The sequence below is a fragment of the Bacteroidota bacterium genome (assembly GCA_016195025.1).
Lineage (GTDB): Bacteria > Bacteroidota > Bacteroidia > Palsa-948 > Palsa-948 > Palsa-948.
Map to the genome: position 1 here is coordinate 60,585 of JACQAL010000004.1, position 16,800 is coordinate 77,384.

Consider the following 16,800-nt stretch of genomic DNA (forward strand, 5'->3'; position numbering starts at 1 on the left):
AATAAAAAATATTATTTAAAAAAATTATAAACAACGAAACTCGCTAGATAAGCCAGCGCTCCCATATAGAAAAACTGAATCACGGGCCATTTTAATTTTTTTGTTTCGCGGTAAACAACTGCGAGCGTGCTCATGCACTGCATGGCAAAAGCATAAAACAGCATGAGCGACAACCCCACTGCGAATGAATATTTCGGCTTGAGTGTGTCAGGATTTTTTTCTGCTCTCATCTTCTCGCGGATGGAGTGCGAATTGTTTGCATCTCCCACCGAATAAATAGTTGCCATGGTTCCCACAAAAACTTCGCGCGCGGCAAAGGAAGTTACCAGTGCAATTCCAACTTTCCAGTCGAAGCCGAGCGGTTTAATGACGGGCTCGATAAATTTTCCGAGAATGCCTGCGTAGGATGTTTCGAGTTTTTCAGAGGCAATTTTATTATTTATTTCCGCATCGGAATAATCTCCGCGGTAACTGTAATCGGTATATTTTTTTTCAATCTTCTGAAAACTATCAGCCGGAGCATGCGAGGCAAGCGCCCAGAGAATAATTGAAATTGCAATAATCACTTTTCCTGCATCAAACAAAAAAACTTTCACGCGGTCAATAATTGCAAGCCCGATATTTTTCCAGCGCGGAGAACGGTAAGGCGGAAGTTCCATGATAAAAAAACTTCTCTCTTTCGATTTGATAAAATATTTCATAGCGAAAGCAGAACCGATGGCGGCAAAAAATCCAATCAGGTAAAGCAACATCAGCATTATTCCCTGCATATTGAAAAAGCCAAAAACTTTTTTTGCCGGAACAACCAGTGCAATTAATAAAGTATACACAGGTAATCGCGCGGAACAACTCATCAGCGGAGTTACCATAATTGTAATCAATCTTTCTTTCCAGTTGCTGATAGTTCGTGTTCCCATGATGGCAGGAACCGCGCAGGCAACTCCGCTCAGCAGGGGAATTACCGAGCGCCCGTTCAAGCCAAACTTTCGCATGGCTCTGTCCATGATGAAACTCACACGCGCCATGTAGCCGGTATCTTCGAGTATGGAAATAAAAAAAAATAAAAGTGCAATCTGCGGAATGAAAACAACAATTCCGCTGAGGCCGGCAAGAACTCCATTCATTAACAAATCGGAAAATTCTCCTTTGGGCAAATGCGCTGCGCCCCACTGTGAAGAAAATGTAAACGAAGATTCAATCCACTGCATGGGGTAAGAAGCAATCACAAAAATGGATTCGAAAATTAAAAAGAGAATGAAAAGAAAAATTGCATAGCCCCAAATTTTATGCGTAAGAATTTTATCGGTGCGCGAAGAAAAAATATCTTCTTCGGGTTTTGATTTAAACTTCAGGCAATCTGAAATAATTTCTGTAATGAGCCGGTAGCGCTCAATGGTTTGCTGCGAATCATTTTTCCCGGCAAGCTGCTGTTCGGAAAAAATTTCTTTCGGAATTTTTGTATCGGAAAAAAGCGCTTGTTTCAATTCCTCTATTCCTCTTTCTTCGCGCGCGCTGATGGGAATTATTTTCACGCCAAGTTTTTCAGAAAGCATTTCGAAATTTATTTCCATTCCACGCTTATCCACCACATCCATCATATTAAGCGCAATCAACATTGGAATTTTTGAATCTATAATCTGCGTAGCGAGAAACAAACTTCTTTTTAGGTTGGAAGCATCTGCCACATAAATTGTCAAGTCAGGATAGTCGGAATTATTTTTGTCCTGAAGAATTTCAACTGCGATTTTTTCATCGGGCGATTTTGCATTCAAACTATATGCGCCCGGCAAATCAATAAACTCAACCGATGTGGAATTAATTTTTGCCGAGCCGGTTTTTTTATCCACCGTTGCGCCCGGAAAATTTGCAGTGCTTTGATTTAATCCGGTAAGAACATTAAACAGCGTGGACTTCCCGCAGTTGGGATTTCCGATAAGCGCGACCTTTAACCTTGTATCTTGTTCCAAAGTAAAAAAAAATTCTATAAAGAAAATTTATCGGGTGCGCCTGATAATAACAGCGGATGCTTCCGATTTGCGCAGGCCAAGCGTGTATCCTGCAACGGTAATCGCAATCGGGTCGCCAAGCGGTGCAATATTTTTTACCTGAATCATTTCTCCCGGCAGGCAACCCATTTCGAGAAGTTTTAAAGAAACTTCCACATCGGTAAAAGAATCTATAATTGCTTTTTCTCCTTTGCGCAAATGTGCGAGCGTATTTTTAATTGCCTTTCCGTTTTTCATATTCACCCTGTTAAACTTTTTTTGTTTCACGGGGCACAACAAATATAACCATACATATATAATAAGGAACTACCTAAAAGAAGGTATTTTCAAATCAGGTATTATTTGAATGACGGATGAGAAATTGCTGAGCACGGCTGCTTTTTTTATTCCATTCAGGGCAATCACCGCATTTATTTTTCGGGCGGAAAATAAAACAGCCGGAAAAGAGCAGGGAAAAAATAAAAAGATATATCAATCGTTTAATCATACGGACAAAGATACAAATTCAACAACGATTCTCCTTTGTAGATATTCCCTATTTTCGCAATAATGCTTTTATTTATTTCAAATATTTTTTTTCATATCGGAAGATATTATTCCCTCATTATCCGTTCCTTCAGCAAACCGGAAAAAGGAAAAGTTTTCCGAAAAAGAATTTTTGAGGAGATTGATTTATTGGGAGTCGGCTCTTTGCCTATCGTGCTCATCATGTCAGTTTTCATGGGAGCGGTTATCACCATTCAGGCGGCATTTGGATTTACAAGCCCGTTGGTTCCGCTGTATGCAGTGGGAGTTACTACGCGCGATTCCGTTATCCTCGAATTTGCTCCAACGCTGGTAAGTTTGATTCTCGCAGGAAAAGTCGGCTCAAGCATTGCTTCCGAAATCGGGCACATGCGCGAGACCGAACAAATTGACGCGCTTGAAATCATGGGCGTGAATTCCGCAACCTATCTCATCTTTCCGAAAATAATTGCTGCGGTTTTCATAAACCCATTCCTTATTATCATCAGCATGTTCACCGGAATTTTAGGCGGATTGATTTTCGGAGTTCTGACAAATGTTGTTACTCCTTACGAATATATTTATGGAATTCAATATGAATTCAGTTTCTTTAATGTAACGTATTCGCTGATAAAAACCGTTGTGTTTGCTTTCATCATTGCTTCTGTTCCTGCCTATCACGGCTACTATACAAAAGGCGGTGCGCTTGAAGTGGGATTATCCAGTACAAAAGCAGTTGTGTACAGCAGTTTGTTAATTCTCACTTTCAATTTTATTCTCACGCAACTTTTACTCGCATGATAGAAGTAAGAAACATATCCAAATCATTCGGGGAAAAAGAAGTGCTGAAAAATATTTCTATGTCGGCTGAACAGGGAAAAAACACGCTTGTGATTGGTGGTAGCGGGCAGGGAAAAACCGTTTTGATGAAATGCATTGTGGGCTTGGAAGAAGTAAACAGCGGTGGAATTTTTTATGACGGCAGAAATTTTTCGCAAATGAATTTTAAAACCCGCAAAGAATTCCGCAAAGAAATGGGAATGCTTTTTCAAGGCGCAGCGCTTTTTGATTCGCTCACGGTGGAAGAAAATGTAGGATTTCCGCTTTCCATGTTCAGTGAAATAAGTGAAGAAGAAAAAAAAGAGCGAATTAATTTTTGTTTGAAGAGAGTGAATCTGGAAAACTCCAATCAACTTTTTCCTTCGGAACTCAGCGGAGGAATGAAAAAACGCGTGGGCATTGCCCGCGCCATTGTGCTGAGCCCGAAATATCTTTTCTGCGATGAACCCAACTCGGGATTAGACCCTATCACTTCCCTGGTGATTGATGACCTCATCAAAGAAATTACACATGAGTATAATATTACCACCGTTGTAAATACACACGATATGAATTCCGTTCTCGGCATAGGAGATAAAGTGGTTTTTATTTACAAAGGACAAAAATGGTGGGAAGGAAGCAGCAAAGATATTCTTCACACAGAAAATAAAGAAGTGAATGAATTTGTCGGCACTGCAAAAATGCTGAAGGAACTCAGGAAATAATTTATTGAACACAACTAATTTTATATTTGCAAACTCAAAAAAAAATATTAGTATGAATTTTCCATCCAACTTAAAGTATTCCAAAGACCACGAATGGCTTCGCATGGAAGGCAATGAAGCGTATGCGGGCATCACTGAATTTGCGCAGGGAGAATTGGGCGATATTGTTTTTGTGGATATCGGCACAAAAGGCGAAACGCTTGAAAAAGAAAAAATATTCGGAACCATTGAAGCGGTGAAAACTGTTTCCGATTTATTCATGCCGGTTGGAGGAAAGATTCTTGAGGTGAATTCGAAAATTGATTCCAATCCCGAACTGGTGAACAAAGATTCTTATGGCGAAGGATGGCTGATTAAAATTTCTGTTTCCAATCCTGCCGAAGCAAATGAATTGATGTCGGCTGATGAATATAAAAAGATGATTGGGAAATGACAAACTTTGTTTGTCATTCTGAGTGAAGCGAAGAATCTCAAAAAATTATTTACGTAACTCAATAATTTTTTCTTTCACTTTTTTTATTACGGTTTCTATTTCTTCTTTCGTTGTAAATTTTCCCAATGAAAATCTTATAGATGAATATGCCATTTCATCTGAGATTCCCATCGCTTTCAAAACGTGCGAAGGTTCAGGAACTGCAGAGGTGCAGGCGGAGCCGGTTGCCACAGCAATGTCCGGAAGTTTTGCTATAAACGAATCAGCTTTTATATTTTGAAAAGATAAATTAGTTGTATTTGGCAAACGATGTTTGATGCTTCCGTTCACATACACATTTCCCGAGTCCAAAAGATTTTGTTCAAGCAAAGTTCTGAGTTCTGAAATTTTTTGCGCGTCATTCCACATTTCTTTTTTCGCAAGTTCGCTTGCTTTTCCGAGCCCGACAATAGCAGGAACATTCAGCGTTCCGCTTCGCAATCCGCGTTCGTGCCCGCCACCGTGAATGAGCGGAGATAAATTCACGCGGGGATTTTTTCTTCGCACATACAAAGCGCCAATTCCTTTCGCGCCATAAAATTTATGTCCGCTCATGCAAAGCAAATCAATTCCATCACTTTCAACATCCACATTTATTTTTCCAATGGCTTGTGTGGCATCCGAAAAAAATATGGACCCTTTCTCATGAACAATTTTTGAAATCTCGCTGATGGGTTGAATCACTCCTGTTTCATTGTTTGCAAACATCACGCAAACCAAAATTGTTTTTTCTGAAATATTTTTTTGCAGTTCATCCAAATCAATTAATCCTTCCCGGTTCACCGGAAGATAAGTTACCTGCGCGCCTTTCGTTTCAAGAAATTTACAAGTATCAAGAACGGCTTTGTGTTCAGTGGAAATAGTGACAATGTGATTGCCTTTCGCAGAATAATTTTCAAAAACTCCTTTGATGGCAAGATTGATTGCTTCGCTTGCACCTGAAGTAAAAATTATTTCGTGCGGAGTTGCATGAATTAGTTTTGCAGCTTGCTCCCGTGCTTTTTCCACTGCCGCTTCTGCAATCCATCCATACGAATGAGTTTTGCTTGCCGCGTTCCCAAATTTTTCTGTGAAGTAAGGAAGCATTGCTTCCAGTACGCGCGGGTCAACAGGCGTTGTGGAATTGTAATCGAGGTAAATCATTACTGCTTCACTCCGCTCTTGTAAATTTCTTTGCGAAGAATATTCCCTTTCTCATCGTAAAAAATCCATTCCCCGTTTTTTAAACTCACCCATTCCGATTTTTCATTCGGGCGGGAGAGTGCATAATGCCCAACACTTATAAGTTTTTGGCTTTCATCCCATGTTTTTATTTCGCCCGCAAGTTTTCCGTATTTGTAATTTGTTTCCTGGTATAATCCTCCAGTTTCATAGTAGAAAATCCACTTTGCATCGCGCTCACCATTTTCAAATTTTCCTTCGCTCTCTTTAATTCCGGTATCGTACCAATAGGTCCATTGTCCTTCTTGTTTTCCGTTCGCATAATTTCCCTGCTGATGTAGTTTTCCATTGCTGAACCAGTAATTCCATATTCCGGTTTTCACACTGTCTTTGTATCCGCCTTCATAATTTTTATTTCCGTTATCATGCCAGCCCATCCATTTTCCATTCATCACTCCGCGAACAAAATTCCCTTCGTCTTTTTTCTGTCCGTTCTCGTACCACGAAATCCATAAACTATCCTGCTTGTCATCTAAAAATTTTCCGGCTTCAATTTTATTTCCGTTCTTATAAAAAAATTCCCACTTCCCATTTTTCTTTCCATCCTTGTAAAAACCTTTTTTCCATAACGCGCCTTTGAAATACCAATATTGCCACAAAGAATCCTGCTTGTCATTTTTATAATATCCTTCTGCTTCTTTATTTTTATTTTCGAACCAGTAAATCCACTTGCCGGTTTGCAAATCATCTTTTAATGTTCCTTCCATTTCAAGCGTTCCGTCTTCGCGGTAAAATTTCCAGTAGCCGTTTTTTTTATCGTTCGAATAATTTCCTTCACTCTTAATTTTTCCGCTCTTGAAATAATTTAGGCACTTGCCTTCCTTCTTTCCATTTTTAAAAGTTACAGAATGTTCTTTCCATTCTTCTCTGTTCCAGAGAATCCATTCGCTATCTTCTCTTCCTTCTTTCAAGTTTCCTTCGCGGAGTTTTATTCCAACTGCATCGTAAAAAACATAAAAGCCATTTCCATCTTTTACTTTTTGAATTCCGTCTTCTGTCCAGAAATTCATGACGAGATAATTATTGTCTGATAAATATTTTCTTTCTTCTTTTGGCTTTCCATTGCTGTACCAGTAATTCCATGTTCCGTTTTTATTTCCTTTCGAATAATTTCCTTCCGATTGTTTTTTGGCGTCTTCAAAATAACTTGCGAATTTTCCCACGAGCGAATCCATTTTGAAAAATCCTTCACTCGATGGATTTCCATTCAAATACCAATACAAAAATTTTCCGTTCTTGTAACTCACCCATTTGTTCGTCACTTCTTTCGCCAGAAAATTTTCCTCGCTTTTCTTTTTTCCGTTATCGTACCAGGTTTGCCACGCGCTGTCGGGCTGGTCAAATTTGTAAAAACTTATTTGCGCCATTTGCCCGTTCGGATGCCAGATAGTTGTTTTGCCGTTCAGTTTTCCTTTCGAATAATTATCAACGCTCTCCTGCTTTCCATTCTCAAACCATTTTTTCCATTCGCCTTCTTCCAAACCCTCCGCATAATTTCCTTCGCGCGCAAGTTTTCCATTCTGATACCACTGTGAAAATTTTCCGTGTTGAATTCCGTTTTTGAAATTCTCTTCGGTTTTCTTTTTTATTTCGCCTTTATCCCAATACGTGATGACGGGCTGAGCAAAAGAAATTAAAAATGAAAAATTAAAAATTAAAAATGAAGAGGAAAATAAAATGCGTTTCATATAAAAAATACTTTTTCAAATGTAAGGTAAAATTAAATTGAACTTCGGCATCATTTATTTATACTAAATTTGTCATGGTGAAAATCAAAATCATAAACAAGTCAAAGCACGCGCTTCCATCCTATGCTACAATGGCTTCTGCTGGAATGGATTTGAGAGCAAATCTGGAATCGCCAATTGTTTTAAAATCTCTTGAACGGTTTTTAGTTCCGACAGGATTATTCATTGAACTTCCCATGGGGTATGAAGCGCAAATTCGTCCGCGCTCCGGGTTTGCGGCAAAACACGGAATCACCGTTCTGAATTCACCCGGAACAATTGATGCGGATTACCGCGGAGAAATAAAAGTGATTCTTGTGAATTTATCGAATGCGGATTTTACTATACAAGATGGGGAGCGCGTTGCACAAATGGTGATTTCAAAACACGAACAAGCCGAGTGGATGGAGGTGGAAGAACTTTTGGAAACAGAAAGAGGCGCTGGCGGTTTTGGCAGCACCGGCAAAAAATAATTTTTGATGAAAGTAATTATTCCAATGGCGGGAATGGGAAAACGGATGCGTCCGCACACGCTCACTATTCCAAAACCGCTGATTCCGATTGCAGGCAAGCCAATGGTGCAGCGCATTGTGCAAGACCTTGCAAAAATTTGTCCGGAAAAAATTTCAGAAGTAGCATTTGTTATTTCGCGCGCATTCGGAAGTGATGCGGAAAAAAATCTTTTTGCCGTTGCTGAAAACTTAGGCGCGAAAGGAAAAATTTATTATCAGGATGAACCGCTCGGCACCGCGCACGCAATTCTTTGCGCGAAAGATTCTTTGGATGGAAAAACTTTAATTGCTTTTGCCGACACGCTTTTCATTCCCGACTTGAACGCAAAGGTTGATACAACCAAAGATGGAATCATTTGGGTGCAAAAAATTTCTGACCCGCGCCAGTTCGGTGTGGTGAAACTTGACAAGGATGGATTCATTACCGATTTTGTGGAAAAGCCGCAAACTTTCATCTCTGATTTGGCGATTATCGGAATTTATTATTTCAAAGATGGCGCTTACCTGAAAAAAGAAATGCAGTATCTCATAGACAATACTATAAAAGAGAAAGGCGAATACCAATTGACAAATGCAATGGAGAATATGAAAAAGAAAGGAACTAAATTCATTACTTCGCGAGTTGCCGAATGGCTCGATTGCGGAAATAAAGATGCAACCGTTTATACCAACAAAAGAATTTTGGAAACTTATTATGAAAATGGAAAAAGTTCCAACCCGAAAGTTGATGCGAGTTCAAAAATTATTTCTCCGTGTTTTATAGGAGAAAATGTTCAGATAAAAAATTCTGCCATTGGTCCGTTCGCTTCCATTGGAGATAACACCGTAATAGAAAATTCTACAATAGAAAATTCCATTGTGCAAACCAATTCTAAAATTAAGAACGCAAAACTTTCCAACTCCATGCTTGGAAATTTTGTGGAGTTTTCCGGCAATTCAAATGACGCAAGCGTGGGGGATTATTCCATAATTAAAAATTGATTTGTATTTTAGAATAAAACATTTGTAACTTCTCTTCGTTAAAGAATTTCTATGAAAAAAATAGTTGTGAATCTGTTCTTCGTCTCGGCTGTAATTTTTGTTTCCGGCTGTAAAACCCCGCAGCCAGGCACTCACACTTCTGCGGATTCTAAAAACGAAAAACTTCCTTTGTCTTTTGCCGAACAAAAAAAACTCGATATAAATTTTACGGACGGATTGATTCAGAAAATGCAGAGAAATTATCCCGAAGCAATTGATAAATTCAAAAAATGCCTCGATGTTTATCCCAACCATTCTGCATCGCTGTATGAAATTGCAAATATTCTGAGTGAGCAGCATAAATGTGCCGATGCAATTTCGTATGCGCAGATGGCAGTTTCACTCGATGAAAACAACGAATGGTACCGGCTTCTGCTGGCAAAATGCTTTATGGAAACCAGCAGGTTCAATGAGGCTTCTTCCGCTTTTGAAAAACTCGTTAAGAAAAATCCAAACAAATTAGATTATTATTTTCTCTGGGCTTCTGCGCTTCTTCACGCAGGAAAAGTTAAAGATGCAATTGATGTGTATGACCAGATTGAAGGAATGCTTGGAGTGACAGAAGATATTACTTTGGAAAAAGAAAGAATTTACCTTTCGCAAAACCAATTTGACAAAGCAGTTGCCGAAGCGCAAAAATTAATCAACACAAATCCGCACGAAGTAAAATACCTGCGCGGGCTTGCCGAACTTTACCTGCAGAACAACAAGCCCGATGACGCCATGCAGGTTTGCCAGAAGATTTTTTCCCTTGAACCGAACGACCCGGAAACACATCTCATGCTGGCAGATTATTATGAATCGCTGAATGAAGATGAAAAAGCATTTTTTCATGTGAAGATTGCGTTTGAAAATCCCGACCTTGATATTGACAGCAAAGTAAAAATTCTCATAGGATATTTTAATGTTCCGGAAAAATTTAAAAAGGAAAGAGCGCAGTCCGATACGCTCATAAATATTCTTCTTCGCGTGCATCCGCACGATGCAAAAACTTATAGTTTGCAGGGCGATTTTCTGAACCGTGATGGAAAAAGTGCCGAAGCGCGCGAAGCATTTCGCAAAGCAATTGCGCTCGATAAAACCCGCTATCCTCTTTGGCAGCAAACCATGGTGCTCGATGAGCAGTTGGGCGATTTTGATGCGATGGAAGCCGACAGCCGACAGGCAATCGAATTATTTCCTTCTGAACCCTACTCGTATATTTTTAATGCGAGCGCCAACTATCAGAAGAAAAATTACAAGCAGGCGATAGAAGCCATTAACAATGGAAAAGATTATGTGGCCGGAGATAAAAAATTGCTCGCGCAGTTTTATTCCATTCTCGGAGATTGTTACAACGCAACCAAAGAATATAAACTCTCGGATGACAATTATGAAAAGACCATTAATCTTGACCCTGAAAACGCAAACGTGATGAACAACTGGGCATATTACCTTTCTCTTCGAAATGAAAATTTAGACAAGGCGGAAAAAATGGGGCTTCGCGCAAATCAATTGGCAAAAGACAATGCCTCGTATGAAGATACCTATGCGTGGGTGCTTTATAAGAAAAGAGAATTCGATGAAGCCAAGCGCTGGCAGGAAAAAGCGCTGGAACATGGCGGAGAAAAAAACGGAACGCTCATGGAACATTACGGAGATATTTTATACCAACTCGGGCAGAAAGACAAAGCATTTGAATATTGGCAGAAAGCAAAAGCCACCGGAAAATATTCTGACTTCCTTGACAAAAAACTTTCTGACAAAAAAATGTATGAATAAATTAAAAGTTAACGGTTAATAGTTTTTACCATCCATCCGACCAACAAGCAACGATTAACTTTAACTTGGTTGCTGTGAAGCAATATTTAAAAATAGTTTTATTCATTCTTCCTTTTCTATTTGCCTGCAAAACGAAAAAAAATATTCCGCACCGCCCGGAGAGATGCCGGCTGGATTATAAAAGTTCCAGAACCCTTACTCGTCTTCTGCAAGAAAATCAAACGAAGTTTTCAACTTTCGCAGGGAAAGCAAAAGTAAAAGTTGTCATTGACGAAAAAGAAACCGAATTCAATGTGGCACTGCGGATGAAAAAAGATAGCGTTATCTGGGCTACGATTTCAGTTATGGGCATTGAAGGAATTCGATTTTTAGCTACAAAAGATAGTATTAAATTTTTTGATCGAAGAGGAAAATATTATGTTGGCGGATATGATACGCTTACAAAAACTCTGAAGACAGAAATTGATTTGGAAATTCTTCAGTCATTACTGATAGGAAACAATGTGGAGTTTTACGAAGAAGACGAAAAATTAAGACCAGGAATTGATTCGTGCCGGTATTTTCTCGGCACCATTCGAAAACGAAAACTAAGAAAAGTAATGGTGAAAGGAAAAGAACTGAAAGAACCTGCGCAAAGCATCTGGATGCTCGACAGCACTTTTAAGATTACCAGAATATTGTTCAGAGAATTTGGCTCTGGAAGAGAATTTGATGCACACTTTACTGATTTTCAAAATGTGGATTTGCCCGAAGGAGAAGTAAAAAATATTTCTGTTCCGTTTGATTTGACTTTTTTCATAAAGACAAATAATATTATCACAGTGCATCTTGAATACACAAAAGCCAGCGCCAATAAACCGCAGAACTTTCCGTTTACCATTCCTGAAGGATATGAAAGGATTGAAAAGAAATAGAGAAACTATGGGCAATAGGGTGAATATAAAATTTCTTATATCCTTTATTTTCCTTATCTCCCTTATTTCCTTTTCATCTCTCTTTGCACAAACCCAAAAGAAAAAGGATTTGGAAAATAAAAAGCAGGAACTTCAGAAAGAAATTGAATACCAGAATAAATTGCTTGATGAAGTGAAGAAAAATAAAAACCGCTCCATGATTCAACTTGCCATTCTCAACAATAAAATTTCGCGGCAGCAGGAATTGATTGCAACGCTGAATAAAGAAATTGATTTGATTGAAGGAACCATTTCAGAAACTAAAGAAAATATCCTCCAGAAAGAAAGTGAATTAAAAATTCTGAAAAATGATTACGCTAAAATTATTTTCGCTTCCTATAAAAACCGCGATTCCTATTCGCGGCTTATGTTTTTATTCGCTTCGCAGGATTTTAATCAGGCGCTCCAGCGAATAAAATACATGGAGTATTATACCGAAGCGCGGAAAAAACAAGCCGGTTTGATTGAAGACACACAGCGCCAACTGCAAACCAAAAAGCAGGAACTGGAAAACAGAAAAGAAATGCAAAGCAAAGCTCTTTCGCAAAAAGAAATTGAAACGGTAACTCTTTCAAAGCAGAAAAAAGATAAAGAAGAAACGCTCACCGATTTGCAGAAGAAAGAAAAAAACATTCGCACAGAAATTCAAAAGAAGAAAGAGCAGTCGGAAAAATTACGCAAAGCCATTGAAAAAGTAATTGAATCGGAAATAAAAAAATCAAATGCGCTGGCAAAAACAGAAACAAAAAAAATTGTGCTCACGCCAGAAGAAAAAGAACTCTCCGATAATTTTGAAAGCAACAAAGGAAAACTTCCCTGGCCTCTTTCGGAAGGGGTGATTACCGAACAGTTCGGAACGCACGACCATCCTGATTTGCCGGGAATAAAAATCAATAACAATGGTATCAATATCGGCACGAATAAAGGGGCAAGCGTGCGCGCCATTTTTAACGGCACGGTAGTGGCAGTGGCATCGGTGGGCGGGCTGGAAGGAAAAGTAATTATTCTCAAACACGGAGAATACCTCAGCGTATATTCCAACCTCGAAGAAGCATACGTGAAGCAGGGAGAAAAAATTAAAACCAAGCAATCCATCGGGAAGGTCTTAACCGATGATAACTCTGCCACTGAACTGCATTTCGAAATCTGGAAAGGTCAAAGCATGCTCAATCCTGAAGGTTGGATTGTGAGGTGAAAATTTATTTTTCCCTATACTATTTCCTTGCCGGCATCGTTCCACATTGTTCATTTTATCTGCACTTTAATTTGTAAATTCGTTACCCATTCTGAAAGAGATGAAAAAAAGTTTGCATAGTTTTTTTTCCCATAGAAATATATTTTGCTTACTGCTTACTGCTTACTGCTTACTGCCCTTTGCCGCCTTCACGCAATTTTATTCCGGCTCGCAAATGGAGTTCGGAAAAAACCGCGTGCAGTATGACGAGCCGCGTTTGTGGCAATGGTTCAAGTTTGAAAAGTACAATGTGTATTTCTACATGGGCGGAAAAGAACTTGCCATTTACACTTCGCAGAAAGCAAAAGTGTATACCGAAAAAATTGAGAAGCTGCTTGATTACAACCTCGATGATAAAATTGAATTCATGGTGTACAACAAGCAAAGCGATTATAAGCAAAGCAACATCGGGCTGGAATACGAGGAGCCGTACAACATCGGGGGCGTAACGCGCATTGTGGGCTCCAAAGTTTTTCTTTATTATGACGGAGACCATTCGCACCTCGACAAACAAATTAAAGCCGGCATTGCCGAAGTGCTCATCAACCAGATGATGTACGGAGGAAATGTAAAAGACGTGGTGAGAAATTCCACACTGCTGAATTTGCCCGGCTGGTACGCGCAGGGATTAATTTCTTATATCTCGGACGAATGGGATACGGATATTGACAGCCGCGTGAAAGACGGAATCCTCAGCGGAAAATACAAACGCTTCAACGGGCTGGAAGGAATAGATGCCATTTACGCGGGGCATTCCATCTGGAATTACATTGCGGAAGTGTATGGCGAATCGGTACTGTCAAATATTTTGTACATGACGAAAGTTACGCGCAGCGTGGAAAGCGCCTTCCTCTTCGTGCTCGGAACAAGTATGAAAAATCTTTCGAGCGAATGGATGCAGTATTACACTGACCGCTACAACGAAAAAGATGAAACAAAAAATCTTCCTTCTGCATCGCTGCTGAAAAAAATTAAACCCGCGCGCGTTTACCAGCGTTTCAAAACAAGTCCCGATGGAAAACAGGTAATTTACACCACCAATGAATTCGGGCAGTACAAAGTGTGGCTCTACGATTTTGAAAAGAAAAAAGCAAAACGCATTATGAAGCGCGAGCAGAAATTGGACCGCCCGGTTGATTACACTTACCCTCTCATTGCCTGGCATCCAAATGGAGACCGCTTTGCGATTATTACCGAACGAAAAGGAGAACTGCTTCTCACCTACTATACGCTCAAAACAAAAAAATTAGAGACGCAAAAAATTTTCAACTTCGAAAAAATTATTGACTTCTCGTATTCGGAAGATGGAAAAGTAATGGCGCTCTCCGCAGTGCAAAACGGGCAGAGCGATATTTTTGTGTACACGCCCGGCTCGGGAAATGCAGAGCAAATTACAAAAGACATTTACGATGATTTGAACCCGCGCTTCATCAATCACTCAACAAAAATTATTTTTTCTTCCAACCGCCCCAGCGATACCATCCGCTTCATGAGCGCCTATCCGCTCGACCTGAAAAAAAATCTTCAGCCGATGGAACAGAATTATATTTTCATTTACAACTATAAAACAAAATCTCCTTTTCTCCGAAGAGTAACCAACACTCCGCTGGTCAACGAATCGTATCCCTGTGAGTTTGACGAAAAACATCTATGCTTTCTCAGCGATGAAAACGGAATCCGCAACCGTTATTTAGGCGAACTTGACAGCGCCATTGCTTACGTAGACACTGCCGAGCATTACCGTTACTTCACGCGCTCCTTTCCCGTTACAAATTATTCAAGAAATATTCTTGAGCAGGATGTGAATCTGAAATCAAAAAAAATTACGGAGGTTGTTTTCAGTGAAAAAAAATACCGCATGTTCATGAGCGAACTGCCGGAGAATTTTTCTCAGTCAACCGCACCCGAACTCAACAATACGGCATACCGGGCAAAAACGCTGAAGCAAATTGCCAGGCAAACCGAGCAGAAAAAAGAAAACGAAACAAAAACCGTTCAAACTGTTGAAGTGATTGTGAAGGAAGAAAAACTTCCGCAGAAAAAAGACAGCATAGGAGGATTTGACATTAACAATTATGTTTTTGAAGGCGAGCCGAAAAAAAAACCAACTGCCCCTCCTGCAGAACAGAAAAAAAATCTTCCTGACACAGCAACTGTCAAAACTGCCGCTGCACCATCTTTCTTCCTTCCGCAGCAGCGGAATTATTTTAAATTCTTTTCCACCGATTATGTGGTCACGCAATTGGATAATTCTTTTCTCAATGCAACCTATCAGAAATTTTCCGGACCGGGTCCTGTATTTCTCAGCCCGGGCTTTACCGGATTTTTCAAAATCGGATTAAGCGATTTGTTCGATGATTATAAAATTGTGGGCGGCATACGAATTTCTTCCGACCTGCGCAGCAATGAATATTATCTCAGTTTTGAAAACCGACTTAAGCGGCTCGACAAACAAATTATTCTTCACCGGCAGGGGCTCGATTATGCAAGCATTGCAGACCCGCCTTTCAAAATTCAAACGCACGAAGCAAAATATGTTTTGAAGTGGCCCTTCAGCGAAACCACCAGTTTGCGCGGAACCATAAGCGGAAGGCAGGACAGAACTGTATTTTATTCCATTGATGATGCCACGCTGCAGGCGCCAAACGCATTTGAATACTGGGGAGGAAGCAAACTTGAACTTGTTTTTGACAACACGCGCAAGCGCGGATTGAATTTATATTACGGAAAGCGCATGAAATTTTTTGCGGAATATTTCAAACAGTTGAATAAAAAAGAAACCAGCATTACAATTCTTGGATTTGATATTCGCAACTACACAAAAATTCACCGCGACTTTATCTGGGCAAACCGGCTGGCTGCGAGCACTTCTTTCGGAAAAGAAAAATTACTTTACTACATGGGCGGAGTGGACAACTGGTTTATCCTCGGAAATAAACCCATGTTTAATTATGAAACTCCAATTTCCCCCACTGAAAACTATGCGTATCAAACGCTCGCCACTCCCATGCGCGGCTTCATTCAGAACATCCGCAACGGAAACAGTTTCGCTCTTTACAACTCTGAACTTCGCCTGCCGGTTTTCCGCTATTTGCTGAACCGCCCGCTCAAATCAGATTTTCTAAATAACTTCCAGGTGGTGGGTTTCGGAGATGTGGGAACAGCATGGACGGGAAAATCTCCCTACTCGGATGAAAATTCTTTGAACACGCAAATTATTGGCGGGCCGCCAAGCCCCATAACAGTTGTTGTTCAAACAAAACGCGAGCCCATTGTGGGCGGTTATGGCTGGGGAATCAGAAGCCGCCTGCTTGGTTATTTCATGCGCCTCGATTGGGCGCACGGCTGGGTAGATGGAAAATTTCAGCCGCGTGTTTTTTACTGGTCTTTCTCGCTCGATTTCTGACCGCTTCATCAGGAAATTTTATCTTTACATTCCTATAGTGCTTTTTTATGAACTCTAAAAATTTTTCTATGACAAATATTTTTATCCTGCTCGCGCTCGGATTGGTTGCCGGAATTTGCAGCGGAATGGTTGGAATCGGAGGAGGATTAATAATTGTTCCCGCACTGGTTTATTTTCTCGGCTTCACACAGCAATCCGCGCAAGGCGTATCGCTCACCATGTTTTTACTTCCCATCGGAATATTGGGAGTGTATAATTATTATAAGGGAGGACACATTAATTCTGAAACTATTCGCTTTGCGCTCATCATGTGCATCACCTTTGTAGCAGGAAGTTATTTTGGTTCAAAAATTGCCATCGGGCTAAACCAGGAAATTCTCAGAAAAGTTTTCGGAGCATTTGTGCTGCTTGTTGCGCTGAAAATGATTTTTGGAAAATAA

Annotated in this window: 15 protein-coding genes; 10 read left to right on the forward strand and 5 right to left on the reverse strand. The window is 40.0% G+C overall.

The genetic code is table 11. The annotated features are described in order from the left end of the window. Positions 1 to 11 precede the first annotated feature (11 nt). The 3 genes from feoB to HY063_00760 all read right to left on the reverse strand — a co-directional run bounded on the left by feoB (position 12) and on the right by HY063_00760 (position 2,493). On the reverse strand, positions 12 to 1,967 hold the full coding sequence (gene feoB / locus HY063_00750; GenBank protein ID MBI3500300.1) for a ferrous iron transport protein B: 1,956 nt from the start codon (positions 1,965 to 1,967) through the stop codon (positions 12 to 14). 27 nt (positions 1,968 to 1,994) lie between these two features. Next, entirely contained in the window at positions 1,995 to 2,243 is a 249-nt protein-coding gene (locus HY063_00755) for a ferrous iron transport protein A (GenBank protein MBI3500301.1), read from the reverse strand. A 94-nt stretch (positions 2,244 to 2,337) separates the two neighbouring features. Further along, on the reverse strand, positions 2,338 to 2,493 hold the full coding sequence (locus tag HY063_00760; GenBank protein ID MBI3500302.1) for a hypothetical protein: 156 nt from the start codon (positions 2,491 to 2,493) through the stop codon (positions 2,338 to 2,340). A 62-nt stretch (positions 2,494 to 2,555) separates the two neighbouring features. On the opposite strand from HY063_00760, the gene HY063_00765 reads away from it, so the two are divergent. Genes HY063_00765 through gcvH form a run of 3 tightly spaced genes read left to right on the forward strand, consistent with a single transcriptional unit; the run spans position 2,556 to position 4,487 of the window. Next, the gene (locus tag HY063_00765) at positions 2,556 to 3,311 is read left to right on the forward strand and encodes an ABC transporter permease (GenBank protein MBI3500303.1); all 756 of its coding nucleotides are present in this window, start codon (positions 2,556 to 2,558) and stop codon (positions 3,309 to 3,311) included. After that, complete coding sequence (locus tag HY063_00770; protein ID MBI3500304.1) at positions 3,308 to 4,054, forward strand: ATP-binding cassette domain-containing protein; 747 nt, start codon at positions 3,308 to 3,310, stop codon at positions 4,052 to 4,054. Before HY063_00765 ends, HY063_00770 begins: the two co-directional genes overlap by 4 nt. Before the next feature lie 52 nt (positions 4,055 to 4,106). Next, positions 4,107 to 4,487, forward strand: a complete 381-nt coding sequence (gcvH, locus tag HY063_00775) for a glycine cleavage system protein GcvH (protein ID MBI3500305.1) — start codon at positions 4,107 to 4,109, stop codon at positions 4,485 to 4,487. A 45-nt stretch (positions 4,488 to 4,532) separates the two neighbouring features. On the opposite strand, the gene HY063_00780 is transcribed toward gcvH, so the two are convergent. Both HY063_00780 and HY063_00785 read right to left on the reverse strand, forming a co-directional pair. Then, positions 4,533 to 5,669: an aminotransferase class V-fold PLP-dependent enzyme gene (locus HY063_00780; GenBank protein MBI3500306.1), complete on the reverse strand. Its 1,137-nt coding sequence runs from the start codon at positions 5,667 to 5,669 to the stop codon at positions 4,533 to 4,535. Then, entirely contained in the window at positions 5,669 to 7,435 is a 1,767-nt protein-coding gene (locus tag HY063_00785; GenBank protein ID MBI3500307.1) for a toxin-antitoxin system YwqK family antitoxin, read from the reverse strand. Before HY063_00785 ends, HY063_00780 begins: the two co-directional genes overlap by 1 nt. A 77-nt stretch (positions 7,436 to 7,512) precedes the next feature. Between HY063_00785 and dut the strand changes: the two genes are divergently transcribed. The 7 genes from dut (at position 7,513) to HY063_00820 (ending at position 16,800) form a co-directional block, all read left to right on the forward strand. After that, entirely contained in the window at positions 7,513 to 7,947 is a 435-nt protein-coding gene (gene dut / locus HY063_00790) for a dUTP diphosphatase (protein ID MBI3500308.1), read from the forward strand. A 6-nt stretch (positions 7,948 to 7,953) separates the two neighbouring features. Then, positions 7,954 to 8,967: an NTP transferase domain-containing protein gene (locus HY063_00795; protein MBI3500309.1), complete on the forward strand. Its 1,014-nt coding sequence runs from the start codon at positions 7,954 to 7,956 to the stop codon at positions 8,965 to 8,967. A gap of 51 nt (positions 8,968 to 9,018) precedes the next feature. Next, positions 9,019 to 10,767: a tetratricopeptide repeat protein gene (locus HY063_00800; protein MBI3500310.1), complete on the forward strand. Its 1,749-nt coding sequence runs from the start codon at positions 9,019 to 9,021 to the stop codon at positions 10,765 to 10,767. Between the two features lie 74 nt (positions 10,768 to 10,841). Continuing rightward, positions 10,842 to 11,681: a DUF4292 domain-containing protein gene (locus tag HY063_00805; GenBank protein ID MBI3500311.1), complete on the forward strand. Its 840-nt coding sequence runs from the start codon at positions 10,842 to 10,844 to the stop codon at positions 11,679 to 11,681. Between the two features lie 109 nt (positions 11,682 to 11,790). Then, positions 11,791 to 12,915, forward strand: coding sequence for a peptidoglycan DD-metalloendopeptidase family protein (locus HY063_00810; GenBank protein MBI3500312.1), 1,125 nt, complete (start codon positions 11,791 to 11,793; stop codon positions 12,913 to 12,915). Between the two features lie 214 nt (positions 12,916 to 13,129). Beyond that, positions 13,130 to 16,360 carry a hypothetical protein gene (locus tag HY063_00815; protein MBI3500313.1) on the forward strand — a complete coding sequence of 1,077 codons (3,231 nt, stop codon included), beginning with the start codon at positions 13,130 to 13,132 and terminating at the stop codon, positions 16,358 to 16,360. 68 nt (positions 16,361 to 16,428) lie between these two features. After that, complete coding sequence (locus HY063_00820; GenBank protein MBI3500314.1) at positions 16,429 to 16,800, forward strand: sulfite exporter TauE/SafE family protein; 372 nt, start codon at positions 16,429 to 16,431, stop codon at positions 16,798 to 16,800.

What these genes read in the sequence shown, in the direction of transcription:
- HY063_00755 (MBI3500301.1), bottom strand. Translation starts at nt 2,243, where the DNA reads ATGAAAAACGGAAAGGCAATTAAAAATACGCTCGCACATTTGCGCAAA.
- HY063_00760 (MBI3500302.1), bottom strand. Translation starts at nt 2,493, where the DNA reads ATGATTAAACGATTGATATATCTTTTTATTTTTTCCCTGCTCTTTTCC.
- HY063_00765 (MBI3500303.1), top strand. Translation starts at nt 2,556, where the DNA reads ATGCTTTTATTTATTTCAAATATTTTTTTTCATATCGGAAGATATTAT.
- HY063_00770 (MBI3500304.1), top strand. Translation starts at nt 3,308, where the DNA reads ATGATAGAAGTAAGAAACATATCCAAATCATTCGGGGAAAAAGAAGTG.
- gcvH (MBI3500305.1), top strand. Translation starts at nt 4,107, where the DNA reads ATGAATTTTCCATCCAACTTAAAGTATTCCAAAGACCACGAATGGCTT.
- HY063_00780 (MBI3500306.1), bottom strand. Translation starts at nt 5,669, where the DNA reads ATGATTTACCTCGATTACAATTCCACAACGCCTGTTGACCCGCGCGTA.
- HY063_00785 (MBI3500307.1), bottom strand. Translation starts at nt 7,435, where the DNA reads ATGAAACGCATTTTATTTTCCTCTTCATTTTTAATTTTTAATTTTTCA.
- HY063_00795 (MBI3500309.1), top strand. Translation starts at nt 7,954, where the DNA reads ATGAAAGTAATTATTCCAATGGCGGGAATGGGAAAACGGATGCGTCCG.
- HY063_00800 (MBI3500310.1), top strand. Translation starts at nt 9,019, where the DNA reads ATGAAAAAAATAGTTGTGAATCTGTTCTTCGTCTCGGCTGTAATTTTT.
- HY063_00815 (MBI3500313.1), top strand. Translation starts at nt 13,130, where the DNA reads ATGGAGTTCGGAAAAAACCGCGTGCAGTATGACGAGCCGCGTTTGTGG.
- HY063_00820 (MBI3500314.1), top strand. Translation starts at nt 16,429, where the DNA reads ATGACAAATATTTTTATCCTGCTCGCGCTCGGATTGGTTGCCGGAATT.